The 18,481-nt window shown below is 51.9% G+C and carries 13 protein-coding genes; 5 read left to right on the forward strand and 8 right to left on the reverse strand.

The window, feature by feature from the left end; all coding sequences use genetic code 11:
* Positions 1-78: 78 nt before the first annotated feature.
* On the reverse strand, positions 79-756 hold the full coding sequence (locus C9I92_RS04535; protein ID WP_047883942.1) for an HAD family hydrolase: 678 nt from the start codon (positions 754-756) through the stop codon (positions 79-81).
* A gap of 149 nt (positions 757-905) precedes the next feature.
* On the reverse strand, positions 906-4,811 hold the full coding sequence (gene purL / locus C9I92_RS04540) for a phosphoribosylformylglycinamidine synthase (RefSeq protein WP_047883943.1): 3,906 nt from the start codon (positions 4,809-4,811) through the stop codon (positions 906-908).
* 380 nt (positions 4,812-5,191) lie between these two features.
* Between purL and mltF the strand changes: the two genes are divergently transcribed.
* Positions 5,192-6,733, forward strand: a complete 1,542-nt coding sequence (gene mltF, locus C9I92_RS04545; protein ID WP_084712463.1) for a membrane-bound lytic murein transglycosylase MltF — start codon at positions 5,192-5,194, stop codon at positions 6,731-6,733.
* A 709-nt stretch (positions 6,734-7,442) separates the two neighbouring features.
* Here mltF and tadA read toward each other — a convergent pair.
* Positions 7,443-7,994, reverse strand: a complete 552-nt coding sequence (gene tadA / locus C9I92_RS04550) for a tRNA adenosine(34) deaminase TadA (protein ID WP_047883944.1) — start codon at positions 7,992-7,994, stop codon at positions 7,443-7,445.
* 123 nt (positions 7,995-8,117) lie between these two features.
* Entirely contained in the window at positions 8,118-9,005 is an 888-nt protein-coding gene (locus C9I92_RS04555; RefSeq protein ID WP_047883945.1) for a LysR substrate-binding domain-containing protein, read from the reverse strand.
* A gap of 223 nt (positions 9,006-9,228) precedes the next feature.
* Between C9I92_RS04555 and C9I92_RS04560 the strand changes: the two genes are divergently transcribed.
* On the forward strand, positions 9,229-10,359 hold the full coding sequence (locus tag C9I92_RS04560) for an S-(hydroxymethyl)glutathione dehydrogenase/class III alcohol dehydrogenase (RefSeq protein WP_047883946.1): 1,131 nt from the start codon (positions 9,229-9,231) through the stop codon (positions 10,357-10,359).
* Positions 10,360-10,409: 50 nt separating this feature from the next.
* Positions 10,410-11,252 carry an S-formylglutathione hydrolase gene (fghA, locus tag C9I92_RS04565; protein ID WP_047883947.1) on the forward strand — a complete coding sequence of 281 codons (843 nt, stop codon included), beginning with the start codon at positions 10,410-10,412 and terminating at the stop codon, positions 11,250-11,252.
* Between the two features lie 145 nt (positions 11,253-11,397).
* Here fghA and C9I92_RS04570 read toward each other — a convergent pair whose 3' ends face one another.
* The 3 genes from C9I92_RS04570 to C9I92_RS04580 form a co-directional block, all read right to left on the reverse strand.
* Positions 11,398-12,954 carry an AbgT family transporter gene (locus C9I92_RS04570; RefSeq protein ID WP_047883948.1) on the reverse strand — a complete coding sequence of 519 codons (1,557 nt, stop codon included), beginning with the start codon at positions 12,952-12,954 and terminating at the stop codon, positions 11,398-11,400.
* A gap of 387 nt (positions 12,955-13,341) precedes the next feature.
* Entirely contained in the window at positions 13,342-14,901 is a 1,560-nt protein-coding gene (locus C9I92_RS04575; RefSeq protein WP_047883949.1) for an AbgT family transporter, read from the reverse strand.
* A gap of 346 nt (positions 14,902-15,247) precedes the next feature.
* Positions 15,248-16,009: an FMN-dependent NADH-azoreductase gene (locus C9I92_RS04580; RefSeq protein WP_249037521.1), complete on the reverse strand. Its 762-nt coding sequence runs from the start codon at positions 16,007-16,009 to the stop codon at positions 15,248-15,250.
* A 57-nt stretch (positions 16,010-16,066) separates the two neighbouring features.
* On the opposite strand from C9I92_RS04580, the gene C9I92_RS04585 reads away from it, so the two are divergent.
* Positions 16,067-16,912 carry a LysR family transcriptional regulator gene (locus tag C9I92_RS04585; RefSeq protein ID WP_047883951.1) on the forward strand — a complete coding sequence of 282 codons (846 nt, stop codon included), beginning with the start codon at positions 16,067-16,069 and terminating at the stop codon, positions 16,910-16,912.
* Between the two features lie 271 nt (positions 16,913-17,183).
* Here C9I92_RS04585 and C9I92_RS04590 read toward each other — a convergent pair whose 3' ends face one another.
* Positions 17,184-17,369: a hypothetical protein gene (locus C9I92_RS04590; RefSeq protein ID WP_047883952.1), complete on the reverse strand. Its 186-nt coding sequence runs from the start codon at positions 17,367-17,369 to the stop codon at positions 17,184-17,186.
* A gap of 479 nt (positions 17,370-17,848) precedes the next feature.
* On the opposite strand from C9I92_RS04590, the gene C9I92_RS04595 reads away from it, so the two are divergent.
* Positions 17,849-18,394: a 3'-5' exonuclease family protein gene (locus tag C9I92_RS04595; RefSeq protein ID WP_047883953.1), complete on the forward strand. Its 546-nt coding sequence runs from the start codon at positions 17,849-17,851 to the stop codon at positions 18,392-18,394.
* Positions 18,395-18,481 lie beyond the last annotated feature (87 nt).

The raw sequence follows: 18,481 nt of genomic DNA on the forward strand, positions 1-18,481 counted from the left end.
CACAACAGTTATTTGAACAATGTTTCTCTCTTTGCCCTAACCTGCCAAATTGGCGCTGACCGCATTCAAACAGGGCAGTCAGCCATGCATTCGCACCAGATCCGCAAACCCTTCCAGGCTTCTGACCACCCGGGTCGATACCCGATTTTCTGCCCGGTTACGGTTCAACCAAACAGCTTTCATTCCCACATCACTGGCTGCCTGGGCATCCAGCTGCGGATGGTTGCCGATGTACCAACAGGCCGATGCCGGTTCGCTGGCCCGTCGCAGGGCGTGCTGAAAAATCCGCCGATCCGGTTTCGCCACTCCCACTTCTTCCGAAATCACCATGAACCGGAAATAATCCCGGATCCCGGTTTCGCGTAGTTTGGTTTCCTGATGAAACGCAAAACCGTTCGTGATAATGGCTAAAGGCGACAACTGCTGCAGGATGTTTAGAGCCGGCAGCACGTCTGGAAACAACATCCAGTGCTGGCGGTACAACCGGTAGTACTCCACGCTCAGCCTTTCAGCCTGTTCATCGCTCAGTGGCGTCCGGAACAAAGCACTGATTCGTGCCCGTCGTAACTGCTCGAAACTCAACTCACCCGAACGCCAGCGCGCACGCTGCTGATCGGTGATTCGACGCCAGTCTTGTTCTATTCCATCAGAACAAGTCTGAATCTGCGATGAATAACGCGCGGCAAAAACCCGGATGGCCTGTTGCTCAGCGCCATCATGATCAAGCAGTGTATTATCGAGATCGAAAAATATCACATCGCCTCCGCGGTATATTCAACGCTTATTTCCAGCATAATCAAAATCTTGCCGATTCGGCGAGAAAAATTCGTGTCAGAAATAAAAAAACCGCCCATTTAGGGCGGTTTTTGTTCACAAGACGTTCTTTTACCGACAGATACCGGGGATTATCCCAGGTTCACGCGTGCGTTGCGGAACATACGCATCCACGGGCTGTTCTCGCTCCAGTCATCCGGATGCCATGAGTTCGCCACGGTGCGGAAGACACGCTCAGGGTGCGGCATCATGATAGTTACACGGCCATCCTGCGTCGTCAGACCGGTAATACCGTTCGGAGAACCGTTCGGGTTCGCCGGGTAGTTCTGGGTCACATTGCCGTAGTTGTCCAGGTAGCGCAGTGCAACAGTGCCAGACTGCTCAATCGCCGCCAGGTGCTCAGCATTGCGTACTTCAACACGACCTTCACCGTGAGAAACGGCAATCGGCATACGTGAGCCTGCCATTCCGTTAAAGAACAGGGAGTCGCTCTGCTGCACTTCAACCAGGCTGAAGCGGGCTTCGAAACGCTCAGATTCGTTACGGACAAAACGCGGCCACAGGTCAGCACCCGGAATCAGGTCGCGCAGATTCGACATCATCTGACAGCCGTTACACACACCCAGTGCAAACGTGTCGTTACGGTGGAAGAAGCGCTCGAACTGGTCGCGAGCCAGATTGTTGAACAGGACTGACTTCGCCCAGCCTTCACCGGCGCCCAGTACGTCACCGTAAGAGAAGCCGCCACAGGCAACCAAGCCGTGGAAGTCGTTCAGGGCAACACGGCCAGCCAGAATGTCACTCATGTGTACATCTTTTGCTTCAAAACCGGCACGGTCAAAGGCAGCAGCCATCTCAACGTGAGAGTTCACGCCCTGCTCACGCAGAATCGCCATTTGCGGCTTAGCGCCAGTGGCAATGTAAGGGGCCGCCACATCTTCATTGATGTCGAACGACAGGGCAACATTCAAGCCCGGATCGTTCACGTCCTTCTTCGCGTCAAACTCCTGCAGAGCACCCGCCGGGTTATCGCGCATCGCCTGCATCTGGTACGTTGTTTCTGCCCAGATAGTACGCAGTTCAGTGCGGCTTTGCTCCAGTACACGGTCATTGCCGTTCCAGATGCGCAGTACGTCCTCGTCAACCACTGTACCAATAACGTGGCTACATGCTTCCAGACCGTGAGCGGCCAGTACCGACTGTACCTCGTCCAGGTCATCAGTGCGTACCTGAATCACAGCGCCCAGTTCTTCGTTAAACAGGGTCGCCAGCACATCGTCACACGCATCGCCGTCAGTGGTGTTAATGTCCACTTCTACCCCGGTATGACCGGCAAAAGCCATTTCAGCCAGAGTGACATACAGACCACCGTCACCACGGTCGTGGTAAGCCAGTACTTTTTCATCACGGACCAGTGCCTGAACCGCGTTAAAGAAGCCTTTCAGCAGCTCAGGGCTGTCCACGTCTGCAGGGGCATCACCCAGTTGCTTGTAAACCTGTGCCAGGGCAGTCGCCCCCAGACGGTTCTTCCCGCAACCCAGGTCAAGCAGCAGCAGCGTTGACTCGCCTTTGTCAGTACGCAGCTGTGGCGTTACGGTCTTGCGGATGTCTTCGACACGACCGAACGCGGTAATGATCAGCGACAGCGGTGCCGTCACTTCTTTTTCCTGCTCCTGATCCTGCCACTTGGTCTTCATTGACATGGAGTCTTTACCGACCGGAATCGTCAGACCCAGCGCCGGGCACAGCTCTTCGCCCACCGCTTTCACTGCTTCATACAGACCAGCGTCTTCACCCGGGTGACCAGCTGCAGACATCCAGTTGGCAGACAGCTTGATACGTTTCAAATCACCGATATCGGCGCTGGCAATATTGGTGATCGCTTCACCGACAGCCAGACGGGAGGAAGCCGCAAAGTCCAGCAGTGCTACCGGCGTACGCTCACCCATCGACATGGCTTCACCGTGATACGTGTCGTAGCTCGCTGCAGTCACCGCACAGTCCGCTACCGGAACCTGCCATGGGCCAACCATCTGATCGCGCGCCACCAGGCCAGTTACCGTACGGTCACCAATGGTGATCAGGAAGGTTTTCTCGGCCACAGCCGGCAGACGCAGTACACGCTGGGTCGCGTCTTCCAGATCGATACCGCTGCGATCAATCGCCTGACCTTCTGCTTTCTGCGTGGTCACGTCACGGTGCATCTTCGGCGGCTTGCCCAGCAGGATATCCATCGGCATATCGATTGGAGTATTGTCGAAGTGGCTGTCTTCCAGTGTCAGATGACGCTCTTCAGTCGCTTCGCCCACCACCGCATACGGGGCACGCTCGCGCTGACAGATAGCATCAAACACGTCCATATCTTCAGCCGCCACAGCCAGCACGTAACGTTCCTGAGATTCGTTACACCAGATTTCCAGCGGGCTCATGCCCGGCTCGTCATTCGGCACGTCACGCAGCTGGAATTTACCGCCACGCTCGCCATCGTTCACCAGCTCAGGCAGGGCATTCGAGATACCGCCCGCGCCCACATCATGGATAAACGCAATCGGGTTGGCATCGCCCATCTGCCAGCAGCGATCAATCACTTCCTGACAACGACGTTCCATTTCCGGGTTTTCACGCTGTACTGACGCAAAATCCAGATCCTCGGCCGACTGGCCAGAGGCCATAGAAGATGCGGCACCACCACCCAGACCGATATTCATCGCCGGGCCACCCAGCACGATTAGCTTGGCACCAACCGGGATCTCTTTCTTCTGCACATGCTCAGCACGGATGTTACCCATACCACCGGCAATCATGATTGGCTTGTGGTAACCACGAATTTCTTCACCGTTGTGCGATGCCACTTTTTCTTCATACGTACGGAAGTAACCCAGCAGGTTAGGACGACCAAATTCGTTGTTAAATGCGGCGCCGCCCAACGGGCCTTCCAGCATGATATCCAGCGCGCTGACAATACGCTCCGGCTTGCCGAAGTCGGTTTCCCATGGCTGAACAAAGTTCGGAATTCGCAGGTTCGAGACAGTAAAGCCCACCAGACCGGCTTTTGGCTTACCGCCGATACCTGTTGCGCCTTCGTCACGGATTTCACCGCCTGAACCGGTTGATGCACCCGGCCATGGCGAGATAGCCGTTGGGTGGTTGTGAGTTTCCACCTTCATCAGAATGTGTGCGTCTTCCTGATGGTACTGGTACTGACGGGAGGTCGCATCCGGGAAGAAACGGCCCACCGTGGAACCTTCCATAACGGCGGCATTGTCTTTGTAAGCTGACAGCACGTAGTCGCCGTGCTGCTCATAGGTGTTCTTGATCATCTTGAACAGGGACTTGGCCTGATCAACCCCGTCAATCGTCCAGTCCGCGTTAAAGATCTTATGGCGGCAGTGCTCAGAGTTTGCCTGTGCGAACATCATCAGCTCGATGTCATTCGGGTTACGGCCCAGCTTAATGAAGCTGTCCACCAGGTAGTCGATTTCATCTTCCGCCAGTGCCAGACCCAGGGTAACGTTTGCTTCCTCAAGCGCCTGACGGCCACCAGCAAGGATGTCCACGCTTTTCAGCGGGGCCGGTTCAGCCTGTGTAAACAACACACCAGCCGCGTCCAGATCCGTAAATACCACTTCCATCATGCGGTCATGCAGCAGACCTTTCAGGGCTGACAGCTGGCCATCAGTCAGAGATGCCGTGGTGTCAACATAGTAGGCCGTACCGCGCTCAAGACGCTTAACCTGGCTCAGGGCACAGTTACGGGCGATGTCGGTAGATTTGGAAGACCAAGGAGAAATGGTGCCCGGACGAGGTGTCACCAATAGCAGCAGGCCGGAAGGCTCATGTTCTGCAATCGTCGGACCGTAAGTTAACAGGCTGGCCAGCTTGTCTTGCTCTTCCTTGTTCAGCGGCGCTGACAGATCAGCAAAGTGCATGAACTCAGCATAAATGCCTGACACAGGCAGATCTAATTCGCGGCAGCGCTCTAGCAGCTTGTTAACGCGAAACTCAGACAGTGCGGGTGAACCACGCAAAATTTCCATGTGCGTACGTCTCTCGATTAGCAGTTGAATGAAGGTGATATTGGCCTAATCCCCGTCGAAGACCGGGATAATTACGTCAATGCCACCTCGTTTGCCAGCATTTTACGAGGCGAGTTTGTCGCGATGGGGCGTAGTATAAGGGAAATCTTTTTGTGACGTAACACTTGACGCAACCGTTTGCGTGTTTTTTTTTCGATCACGCGAAAAAACCACGAAAATGCCTCATTCTCATCCCCGGTTTCGGGTATACTGCCCGACCTTTCTGACAGCCTGTCAGGATACCCATACCGCAAAAAACTGCTGTCATACAGGCGAGGATTTTGCGTATTTGATGACCTTTGGTATAAAGGACGCCCGATAGATACTGAGAGCATAGTTAATTGAGCAATCTCCGAACGCATTCCACTGTCAGACATATCATAGCCTTACTGCTAAGCACCCTGCTTCTGAGCGGCTGCTTGTGGCAGGAAGCTCCGCGTACAGATTTGGAGCGTATTCGGGAAAACGGTGTTCTTCGCGTCGGCACCCTCAATAACCAGCTTTCCTACTACATCGGCAGCGATGGCCCGACCGGGCTGGACTACGAGCTTGCCCGCCGGTTTGCCAAAAAACTGGGGGTGAAGCTGGAAATGAAGCCGATGCTGAGCCTGTCGAACATGTTCCCGACCCTCAAGCGCGGCGATGTGGATATCCTGGCCTCCGGGCTGACCATGACCGCCGACCGCCTGGCCGATTTCCGTGCCGCTCCGGCCTACTACTACGCCAGCCAGAAAGTGGTCTATAAAAAAGGACAATGGCGACCGCGCAGCATCGAAGATCTGGCCGAAAACAAAGGTGTGCTGACCGTCGTGAAAGGCTCCAGCCACGAAAAGACCCTTCACCTCCTCAAACTCCAGCACCCGACCCTGACCTGGAACAGCGTTGTCGAAACCGACAGTGACGAGCTGATGCGCCAGGTGGCGGAAGGTGAGCTGGACTACACCATGGCAGACTCGGTTGATGTCGCCCTGAACCAGCGGATTTACCCGGACATCGCGACCGCATTAGAGCTGACGGAAGACGAACCTATCGCCTGGTTTGTTAATCAGCGTCACGACGACAGCCTGTATGCCCTGCTGATTGAATTCTTCGGCGACATCAAACAAAGCGGTGAACTGGCCAAACTTGAAGAGAAGTACTTCGGCCACGTGGACAAGTTCGACTATGTTGACACCCGCGCCTTCCTGCGCGCCATGGATCACAAACTGCCAGAGTGGAAAAATCTGTTCCAGCAGTATTCCGGGGAATTTGACTGGCGCCTGATCGCCGCCCTGTCCTATCAGGAATCGCACTGGAATCCGCAGGCGGTATCACCGACCGGCGTACGCGGCATGATGATGCTGACCCTGCCTACAGCCAAGGCTGTAGGCGTGAAGAATCGTCTGGATCCAGAGCAGAGCATTCGTGGCGGCACGGAATACCTGCGCAAAATCATCGCCCGGATCCCGGACAGCATTGAAGACCATGAGAAAGTCTGGTTTGCCCTGGCCTCTTACAATGTTGGCTTTGGTCACCTGATGGATGCCCGTCGCCTGACCAAATCACAAGGCGGCAACCCGGATGCCTGGAGTGATGTCAAACAGCGGCTGCCGTTGCTACGTAAGCGTAAGTTCTACACCCAGACGCGCTACGGCTATGCCCGTGGTGATGAAGCCCTGAACTACGTGGAAAACATCCGCCGCTATTACCAGAGCATTATTGGTTATGAGCAGGCACACAGCCTGCCGCCAACCGATGACATAGCCATTGTGGACGGGCTGAACACCATCCAGCCACCAGCGGTCTCTGAAAGCCAGAGCACGCTGCCCGTTCCACCGCCACCGTCCACTACACCGTCGGATGAACTACCGGACATCAGCGCCAACAAAACGGCCAGTAACTAATGGGGTTACCGGCCATTCGCCAGTTTCTGACCTGCCATGGAAAATCAAACTGCAATTGATGACGTTATTGGCAGGAAACGCTAGTGTCTGGTGAAACTAGCGGCCTGAAAGCGCTGTAACCTGCATGACGACAGCCAGCCCAGGCCAGCCCCCTCGCGTGACCTTCACTTTCAATGAAAAACAGCAAGTTCAGTGAGATCACGCTAGCAATACGGGATAATTCTGGTCCACAGCCCAATCATTTTCGCTGATACTGCAGAAAAAGGAGCCTGCGTACCGGGACAGTCCGTATGGCAGGAGAGAAATATTTGCAGGAGGCGCTATGCAGTTTTCGAAGAAAAAAGCCCTTGACCGAATGAGGACGCGGATGGCGGTCTCGGCAACTCGCCGTAAACGCCTGCACGCCAACATTCGAAAAAAAATTCACTGGCGGCATCGTAACTTTGTCCTGAGCTGTTGTACGGAGTAACCCTGTGTTACCCGACACAGTTAAGTCCAAGGTGCTAAGGTGCTAAGGTGCTAAGGTGCTGTGCACAGAAATACACACGCACCGGCGCACCACCATTCAGACGCTATCACCTTTTTCGGGTACGTGACGATATCAGGCACAACGAAAACAAGGGCTCATTTGAGCCCTTGTTTGTTTATACGGTGCCATTCAGTTGGTCTTGTGGTGAGCGCGACAACAAGCCTTGCTGACCATCCATCACTAAGAGCGGTTCTGCTTATCACTGTCTTGCTGATCGGTTGCCTGCTCTGCAGCGCGACGGGCCAGTTTTTCTGCTTTTTTCTCTGCTCGCCGCCGCCGGAAGAAAGCCTGCAACTGCTCGCGGCATTCCACTTCCAGTACACCGGACTGAATCAGCACATGGTGATTTGCCTGCTCATAGCTAAGCAGGTTCATGATGCTGCCCGCAGCGCCAGTTTTCGGATCTTGCGCCCCATACACCACTTTGCCGATCCGGCTATGGACCATGGCGCCGGCACACATAGGGCAGGGCTCCAGCGTCACGTAAAGGGTCGCTTCCAGCAGCCGGTAATTTTGCAGTACTTGCCCGGCCTGACGCAGTGCCATGATTTCCGCATGTGCCGTTGCATCATGCTGAGTAATAGAGCGATTCCAGCCTTCCCCAATCACCCGCCCTTCGTGGACGATCACGGCACCAACCGGGACTTCCCCGTCGGCTTCTGCCCGGGCAGCCAGTTCAATGGCTCGGCGCATAAAAATTTCGTCGTTTGACGGGGCGTTCTGGTCACTCATGGCTCTTGGTCTACCGAAAGATAACTGCTTATGGGGCGCTGATTATACCCAACCCCCGCCAAGATGCGAGGTGCAAGGACAGCACCTGCCGCGCCATCCCAGTTTACATCAAGGTGAACCGCATCATAGCGGGCGGGGACGCGGCAGGCGCTCGGCCAGAAAATCCACCAGCAATCGCACTTTTGGCGACAAGTGACGGTTTTGCGGATACAGCACCCATATTCCTTCTTCCGGTTCCTGAAACGCAGACAACACAGGGATCAGCCGTCCTTGGGTAAGGTCATCACTGATGTAGTAATCCGGCAACTGAATCAGCCCCAGCCCTTTCAGCGCGGCATCCCGTAAGGCATTGCCGCTGTTGCAACGCAGGTTACCGGTGACTCTGAAGCTGCGCTCCCGCCCCGCTTCCTGAAAGTGCCAGTGATCGTGATTGCCAATCAGGCAGTTATGGTGACGCAGCTCAGACAGAGTGTGCGGAGTACCGTACTTTTCCAGATACTCCGGCGCGGCGCACACAAACTGGGTGCGGTGTGACAGTCGCCGAGCCACCATCGTCGACGGGCTGTTCAGGCGGCCAAGGCGAATCGCCAGATCGTAACCGCCATCAATCAGATCGACAGTCTGGTTGGTCAGTATCATGGTCACTTCAATACTCGGGTACTCCAGCATGAAGTCATTAATCAAAGGCATGATGAACTGTTCGCCGTAGGTCACCGGTGCAGTCAGCTTCAACAGCCCCCGCGGCATACCCTGTCGTTCACTGATCGCCCGCTCAGCTTCAGCCAGGCTATCGAGAATCTGGCGGCAGTGGCGGTAGTACAACTGACCTTCTTCGGTCAGCGACACTTTCCGGGTCGTCCGGTAAAACAGCTTGGTATTCAGGCGGTTTTCCAGGGCACTGATTTGACGGCTGACCTGGGCGGTAGAGATACCAAGTTGCCTTGATGCCCCCGTGAAACTGCCGGTTTCTGCCACCGAAGCAAACTCGGTGACCCCTTCCCATCCAAACATTTCGTCTATTGTTACCACACAGTAAAAGTTATTTGCATTTTAAGCTAATTATCATCACACGAGAAACAAATATACTGACAGCCAGATATCAGTGAGCGGATGGATTTCGCCACGCTCACTCGTTTGCCATGAAAATCACCTATTTTTATAGCGATTGCTTTTGTCGCAGTCGCAGGGAATAACAGACGGGTAACCCCTTTACTCAGACGGAGAGAACACGACCATGTCAGAGAAATTCATCAAATCACGCGCCGCCATTGCATGGGGTCCGAAGCAGCCATTGTCGATTGAGGAAGTGGATGTGATGCTGCCGAAGAAAGGCGAAGTGCTGGTGCGCATCGTCGCGACCGGCGTCTGCCACACCGATGCCTTCACCCTGTCCGGCGAAGACCCGGAGGGAATTTTCCCGGCCATTCTGGGCCACGAAGGGGGCGGTATTGTAGAAATGGTCGGTGAAGGCGTCACCAGCGTTGCCGTAGGCGATCATGTGATTCCGCTGTATACCCCGGAGTGCGGCGAATGTAAGTTCTGCCTGTCAGGCAAAACCAACCTGTGCCAGAAGATCCGTGAAACGCAAGGTAAAGGCCTGATGCCGGACGGCACCACCCGCTTCTACAAAGACGGTCAGCCGATTTATCACTACATGGGCTGCTCAACGTTCTCTGAATACACGGTTCTGCCGGAAATCTCGCTGGCTAAAGTCAACAAGGAAGCTCCGCTGGAGGAAGTCTGCCTGCTGGGCTGTGGCGTGACCACCGGGATGGGCGCCGTACTGAAAACCGCCAAGGTGCAGAAAGGCGATACCGTGGCCATTTTCGGTCTGGGCGGAATTGGTCTCTCAGCAGTGATCGGCGCCACCATGGCGGGTGCCAGCCGTATCATCGGGATTGACATCAACGAAGATAAATATGCGCTGGCGAAAAAGCTGGGAGCCACCGATTGCATCAACCCGAACGATTATGACAAGCCGATTCAGGAAGTAATTGTCGAGATGACCGACGGCGGTGTCGACTTTTCGTTTGAATGTATCGGTAACGTCAATGTGATGCGTTCCGCCCTGGAATGCTGCCACAAAGGCTGGGGAGAGTCGGTGATCATCGGGGTCGCTGGTGCCGGACAGGAAATTTCCACCCGTCCGTTCCAGCTGGTAACTGGTCGCGTGTGGCGAGGCTCAGCCTTTGGTGGCGTCAAAGGCCGTTCAGAACTTCCGGGTATCGTGGAAGACTACATGGCGGGCAAGTTCAAGCTGGATGACTTCATTACCCACACCATGGGTCTGGAAGGCATTAACGAGGCTTTTGACCTGATGCATGAAGGCAAAAGCATCCGCTCTGTGATCCACTACGATAAATAACCTGTTTGGCCGGGAGGCATTCACCTCCCGGCTGCGTTATGAGAGCTGTTATGACTATCGAAAACGTAAGCTGGAATAAAAGCTTTGGCGGCTGGCACAAACAATACACCCACCACTCTGATGTACTGGGCTGTGAGATGCGCTTTGCGATCTATCTGCCGCCACAAATCGCACAGGGTGAAAAAGTCCCGGTGCTGTACTGGCTGTCCGGACTGACCTGCACCGACGAAAACTTTATGCAAAAAGCCGGTGCCCAACGGATAGCGGCCGAGCTCGGCATTGCCATTGTCGCACCGGATACCAGCCCGCGCGGTGAGGATGTACCGGATGATGCTGACGGCGCCTATGACTTTGGCCACGGGGCCGGTTTTTATGTGAATGCCACGCAGGCACCGTGGAACCGAAACTACCGGATGTACGATTACGTGGTGCATGAGCTGCCGGCACTGATTGAAACCCATTTTCCGGTGAACGACAAACGCGCGATCAGTGGCCATTCCATGGGCGGCCATGGCGCACTCATGATTGCCCTACGCAACCCGTCCCGCTACACCTCCGTGTCAGCGTTCAGTCCGATTGCCAACCCAGTCAATTGCCCGTGGGGGAAGAAAGCCTTCACGCACTATCTGGGCAACGATCCGGAAAGCTGGAAAGCGTACGACAGTGCCGAGCTGATGAAGCATAACGCCCAGCCCGTGCCTGCCCTGGTTGATCAGGGGGATCAGGATAACTTTCTGGCGGAACAACTGAAGCCGGAAGCCTTGCTGTCTGCGGCACAGGCTGTCGATTATCCGCTTGAACTGCGGATGCATGAAGGGTACGACCACAGCTACCACTTCATTGCCAGCTTTATCGAAGACCACCTGCGTTTTCATGCGCAGTACCTGCTGTAAACCGGCAAAAAATAGCCCGCATTATGCGGGCTATTTTAATGGCTCATCTTTTTCAGCTGACGGCAGTGTTCTGCTGTAGGCGGTTTCAACTCTAACCTTTCACGCTTGGGCGTTCCGGCTTTGTCATTACCGCTTATCCGTTGGCTTAGAAGCCCAGAGGGATACCGAAGGTAAAGAACGCAACCAGTAGTGCCGTCCAGGACAGCAAGAAAGTAATGGAGTACGGCACCATCATCGCAATCACATCGCCGAACGACAGCTCTGGCTTATACTTACGCATGAAGGCCAGCACCACCCCGGCATAGCTCATCATTGGTGTAATGATGTTGGTTGACGAATCTGCCACGCGGTATGCCGCCGTCACCATGTCCGGTGTCATGTCCGGGTTCACCTGGTATAGCATCGGGACAAAGATCGGCCCCAGCAGCATCCATTTCGAGGTCAGGCCGCCGACAAACAGGTTAATCACCGCGGTTGTCAGGATAAAGCCGATAATCAGCAGGATCGGGAAGTTCTGCAGGCCCAGCGAGCCCAGGAACGTTGCCCCCAGATACGTGACATACGTGCCCAACCCAGAGAAACCCAGCAGCGCAAGGAAGTTGTACGAGAAGAACGTCAGGACCAGAATATAGCCCATGGTGTTCATCTGCTTCACCATGGCGGAGACCACGTCCTGCAGTGATTTGAATTTACCGGTCGAGACGCCAAAGAAAATACCGATTGTCGCGAACACCATGGCAATCAGCAGAATGACGTTATCCAGATAAGGTGTCACCTCGCGACCCGCTTCGTTGGTGTACGTCGCCAGTGGCCCCATCGCCAGCGCCGCAACCGCAGCCAGTGACAAAATCAAACCGATACCTGCCGCACGCAGGCCCTTGTTTTCAGCATCCGTCACCTGGAAGTCATCCAGATTCAGATCTTCCGGGATCTGGTAAGGCATCTTTTCAAGACGAGGGCCGACAAAACGTACCGTTACCCATGCGCCCAGAGCCGCCAGCAAGAAGGTGGAGGTGGCGATAAAGAAGTAATGCATGGTGGCTGGGTTAATAGGGTTGCCCTGTGCCGTTACAAACGGAATGCCTTGTGATTCAGCAAAAATGCGGGCGTTAACGCCAAGGATAACATCAGATGGTGTCGCTGGAATCAGGTTGGCAGAGAAACCGGCTGACACCCCGGCAAACGCCGCAGCCATACCGATTAGCGGGTTTTTACCCAGTCCGGCATACAGCAGGCCAGCCAGCGGGATCAGGATCAGGTAACCGGCGTCACTGGCAATTGAACTCATGATACCCAGGAACACCACCAGCAGAGGCAGCCAGCGATCGTTAATACGCAGGCCCACTTTCTTGATTACGGTCGACAGCAAACCGGAATGTTCGGCAATCCCGACCCCGACCATCACGATCAGGATCACACCCAGAACGCCTCGGCCAAAGGACAACCAGTTTGTCAGCAGCGCATTATCAAACATCCAGCGTACATTCTCTGCCGCCAGCATGTTTTTAATGGTGTGAGTAACCGCACTCCCGTCCGCCCCTGTTGTCTGGAATTGCAGACCACCAATTAAACCGGTCATCAGCAGACAGAAGACAAACAGGCTCATGAAAATAATTACCGGGTCAGGGATCTTACGGCCGACCCTTTCAATCACTCTGATTATTCCTTTATTTCTGGCAATCGGTGCCAATGTGTCACTCATTATCGTTATTTCCTTATTCCATAAACGAGAGATAATACTATTAATGTCAGTGAAAATAACAAAATAAACCTAAATATCAAAACAAAATATCAAACTTATTAATCATAAATAAAACCAATAAAAACAATATAATCAATAAAACAAACCAACAAAGAATATATATTCAGAATATAAACCCATAAAAACAACAAAATTAAGAATCACAAACAATCAGAATTAAGTAACGAATAGTTACCAACAACCAGAATTCATATCCAACAAGAATACAACCCTAAATATTCACCCCTCGCCATGCCTTTTGGCTATTTTTCAAGAAACAAAAAAGCCCCGCATGGCGGGGCTTGCTAATGGTCATGCTGCAATTACATGCAGTAAATTTGGGGTAATTTACATCGAGTATGTGTACGGAGCCTGAATACCCAGAGGAATACCGACTGCCCAGTAAGCCAGCAGGAACAGTGTCCAGCCAATCAACATCGAAATCGAGTAAGGCATCATCATTGAGGCCAACGTACCGATCCCCGCCCCTTTCACGTAGCGCTGCATGTACACCACCACGAGCGGGAAGAACACCATCAGCGGCGAAATAATGTTGGAAACAGAATCCCCCACTCGGTAGGCCGCCTGTGTCAGCTCCGGAGAAATACCAACCGCCATCAGCATCGGCACCAGAATCGGACCAATCAGAGCCCACTTCGCTGATGCCGAGCCAACCAGCAGGTTTACGAACGCCGTCAGCAGAATCATCCCAACAATCGTGATCTGACCCGGCAGGTTCATCGCTTTCAGTAAATCAGCACCTGACAGTGCCAGCAGTGTCCCCAGATTCGACTGGCTGAATGCCGCCAGGAACTGAGCACAGAAGAAAGCCATCACAATGTAGCCGCCCATGGTTCCCATGGTGGCAGACATCGCTTTGATAATGTCATCGCTCGTTTTGAACGTACCGGCAACACGACCGTATACCACACCCGGAATCACGAACAAGATAAAGATCAGCGGTACAATCGACTGCATCAGCGGAGCCGCAAACGCCGTAATTTCGCCTTCCGGAGAACGCAGCGGTGACGTTTCTGGCAAAACGGCAGCAACCAGCGCAATGATTCCCAATACCATGGCCCAACCAGCACGGTTAAAGGCTTTCGATTCGATCGCGGTAAAAGAACCCAGATCCGGTGCCTCTTCCGCATCTTCATCGACCGGCGTCTGGTTCAGGCGCGGTTCAATCACTTTCTCTGTGACATACCAGCCAATCGCCACCACAACAATGGAAGACAAACCGGTAAACATCAGATTAGCCAGCGGGTTTACCACATACGTCGGGTCCAAAATTTGTGCGGCAGACTGAGTAAAGCCAGCCAGCAACGGATCGATACCCGAAGGAATAAAGTTGGCGGAGAAACCACCCGATACCCCGGCAAACGCCGCGGCAATCCCCGCCAGCGGATGGCGACCGGCAGCATGGAAAATAATCCCGCCCAGAGGAATCACCAGCACATAACCGGCATCTGCCGCGGTATGGGAAACGATAGCCACTAAAATCAGTGTCGGCGTCAACAATTTCGCCGGCGTGATGTTCAGCATCTTTTTCAGGCCGGTGTTAATAAACCCGGATGCTTCTGCTACCCCTACCCCAAGCATGGCAACCAGAACGATGCCCAGTGGCGCAAAACCGGTGAAGGTTTTCACCATTCCCGCGAGGAAGCTCGACAGGGATTGTCCCGTCAGTAGGTTGTTAATCTCAATTGCCTGGCCGGTAACAGGATGGATCAGTCCGAACTCGAACTGAGAAAGGAGTGCCGACAAGCCCCATACAATCAGTAGTCCCCCAAAAAACAGCAAAGCCGGGTCAGGGATTTTGTTACCCGCTTTTTCAATAAAATTGAGGAATTTATCCATTGCACTGGGTGGTGTATCCAGTGCCTCTTTTACAGCTTGATCACTCATGGGAGCTCCATGGAAACAGATGATGTTGTTAATTTGCGACGCTTTTATCGTTCTTCGTCAGCCGCCCCGGCAGTAGCCGTTCACAGGCCTCCTTCGGATTGTAATAAAAAGCGCCGCACAAAAAGTGCGTTATGCTAGTTAACAATAAAATAGTCCCCATAGATTTTGTAATGAAATATTAATACAAAACATTATACCAACAATAACAAAACAACTTAGCTTCACAGCAAAACATCACAGTTAACATAGGTTCCTCACTACAGGAGTACTTTCCGGAACAGAGACGAAAAACAGAGGCTCGGAGGCCTCTTCATTTTTCTGTTCAGCAAGCACGCTTAGTGCGGGATTATTCCCGGAACGGAGAGCCGACTTTATTCGCCAATTCCTGCCCGAGTTTCCTCGCCCTCTCCATCGCGTCATTAAGAGACTTCGTGTGTCTTTTGTCCCCAAATTCCTGATATTCAGCAGCGATTTCATAAATCGTATCAACGCCTAAATATTTACTTAAAGTGCGGAGATGAGGCACTAGGTGACCATGCTCTTCTCGTATTCCGCCTTTTTCAAACCCAAACTCTCCACTGGAAGTAATGATCACCAGCGTTTTGCCACTGAAAAGTGGCTTCAACGGGAAATCCCCGCGAGAAAGGTCAAAGTCAAACGTTTTGTTAATACGTATGATCTGATCAAACCAGGCTTTAAGGTGGGCAGGCATACCGTAGTTGTACATCGGAGATGAAATGACAATGATATCGGCTTGGGCGACTTCCTGAATCAGTTTGTCGGATAGCTCAAGCAGAACCCTTTGATTCTCTGTTTGCCGTTCTTCTGGGGTGAACACCGCCCCTATCCAGTTCTGATTGATGAACTCGGGCGGATGCATACCGACATCCCGGTAAATATACTGATTTGTGGTATGTACTTTTCTCCACGCCTCTGTGAACTGAATGGCAATATTTTTCGAGATGGAATTATGCCCCGGGTTCTCGTTACTCGCCGCTCTGACGCTGGAATCAATGTGAAGTAAAGATGTCATTTCATTTCCTTGGTTAATTAAAACACCCAAACTATACTCACCCCACAACCCGCCAACAAACGAGATAAATGTCATTATAGATGCGTTAAACTCATCTATAATGGCGCAAAAACAACCACATGGTCATGCCTGATGCAGGTTTCATTACAAGCACTTAAAGCGTTTGAGTCAGCCGCCCGCCACGGAAGCTTTAAAGCTGCCGCCCATGAACTGTCGCTAACCCCAACAGCGATTTCTCATCATGTACAGAATCTCGAAAGCCGTCTGAATGTGTCCCTCTTTCATCGAAAAGTACGGAAGATTGAATTGACCGAAGCTGGGAAAAAATTAGCCCTGGCTGCAACCAGTGGATTCCGTACTATTGCGATGGCAATAGACGAAATTAAGTTCTCCGGCAATAACATTCTGATTTCGACCACGACGGCTCTCGCCTCCATGAGGCTGATCCCGGCTATCGAAGAGTATATGCGCTTACATCCAGGCGTTTTGATAGACGTGTCGACAGGGGAATCATTCGATAATTACCCTAATACTCTGCCGATCCGATTTGGTAGTACGGAGTCCGTAAAAACATCTGACATTCTGAAACATGAAAAATTTGATGCCTTTGGAACCCCGTCCTATCTCGACTTTTCGAGTAAGGCTGACAGGTTTAAGATTATTTCCACCAGGTGGAAAAACCGGAAACTACCACCAGCGCCCGTCCACGCATGGCTGGAAATGAATGGAATTGAACAGAGCAAGGTTGAGTATGTCACCTATGATCAAGAACTTATTGGGATTCAGGAAGCCTTATTAGGAAAAGCCCTGGTCTTTTGTTCAACCACCTTAACCGCTCCTCTTATCACGGCTGGCATTTTTCATTCGTTTAATTCAAAGCCCGTAGATACTGAATTTTGCTTTTACTGTCCTGACAAAGAAAAATATGACACCAGGACACACGAAGCATTCCTGTTATGGCTTGAAAAGTTACTGTAGTGGTCTGAACCTCAATTTGTTCTCTGATCATGCCAGCATGGTATCGGGCGTAATCCATGGCATTACCGACGGAGCATACCCTTCACAATACCACGGTCAAACCGTGCTTGGCGTTGCCAGACATTGCCAAAAATGACTAAGACCAAAACAAAAAAAGTCCGCAATGATGCGGACTTAGATATGATTTAGTGCCTGTTAGTGCCAGACGTTTCCGGTTGGGGAATTATTCCCACTCGAATATCAATGAGCAGGAAATAAATCTATATAACAGCTAGTTAGAAAAGTTGTCCTTGTCGATACCATCATCTATACCATGCGCAGAATTTTTTTGATTTTTTGCGTCTCGTCGGCGTTTTAGTTCTGCTTTTGCCCAAGCTGAGGATTCTTGCATGTCACGACGAAGCTCTTGTATCTCTTCAACACTAAGCCGTCGCGGACCCGAGGTAATTCTATCCATCTTGTGCCTCCAATCTGTCGCAGTACATTTTAAAACGCATCAAAACATGAGTTCCCTGTAAGAAACCTCGGGGATATTTTTAGATTGTTTTTCAGACACATCTTGAAAGCCATCAATACTGCCCAAAGATTATACAACGAGGAATAACCTCGTTAAACAAAAGGATCAAATCATGGGTTTGAAACCAGGGCCAAAACCAATAGCCAAGTCGACCGGCAAACCAGATCAACGTCGACGTGACAACAAAAAAACTCCAGGAAACACTCCGGGCTTAAAGCCGAGCAAATCCTCGACCAAGTAACGCTACCTCAATATCGAGTCAGAGTAAGCAGTACTGACTCTTGTTGCTAAAACCCAAAACACGCCTTTCCTCAAAACCAGTGAATAACATGTACTCACTCAATTGAGTAAATTGCAATTGACCTCAATTTTCTAATGCCTTTACTATACAACAAGTCACCGTTGGGCAGGAGGACAAAATGATTGAGCAATTAAGCAAAGTGACCTATCCCAGCCTCTTTATTGATATAGGAACTAGCCGTATTCCAAAATCGTTTGATGACGATGGAAATATCAGAGATATACAAATACTAGAGTGCATTATGAGTTACATCGAAAGTTCCAAAAGCGAGCCTGAACAATCGAATGTAACCTACTTTGATATCCAAGACAGCACAGACCCCATGAGGGAATTCATCACCACCTTTAACAAGTATACAGAGTCATCCTGTATAGTTGTTGCACATAACGCCGAAACAGACATCAAGCTCATACGGGGAATGGCAACTCGCTTAGGTATGGAGATAGCTTCAGATATTAAAACATATTGCACTATGCTGAATGGGGTTCCTTACTCGAAAACCCATGTGTATCGAGGTGGAAAGAAAGTCAAAAAGTACCCGCATCTTCAAGAGCTATACAGAAGCCTAACGGGTTATGACTGTGGAAAAGGAGACATTATTGATGACTTGATGATGTGTTTTGAATGCTATAAATGCCTTGAAGAAAGAGAAATGGAAGCATAACGTAGATTATTCAGGACGAAATCAGCTTTTCAAGCAAAGGATTCATTTCAGACGAGACAGAATCTTCAACGTATTTATGTCTATCTC

The organism is Photobacterium ganghwense (assembly GCF_003025595.1).
In the GTDB taxonomy this organism is placed as follows: domain Bacteria; phylum Pseudomonadota; class Gammaproteobacteria; order Enterobacterales; family Vibrionaceae; genus Photobacterium; species Photobacterium ganghwense.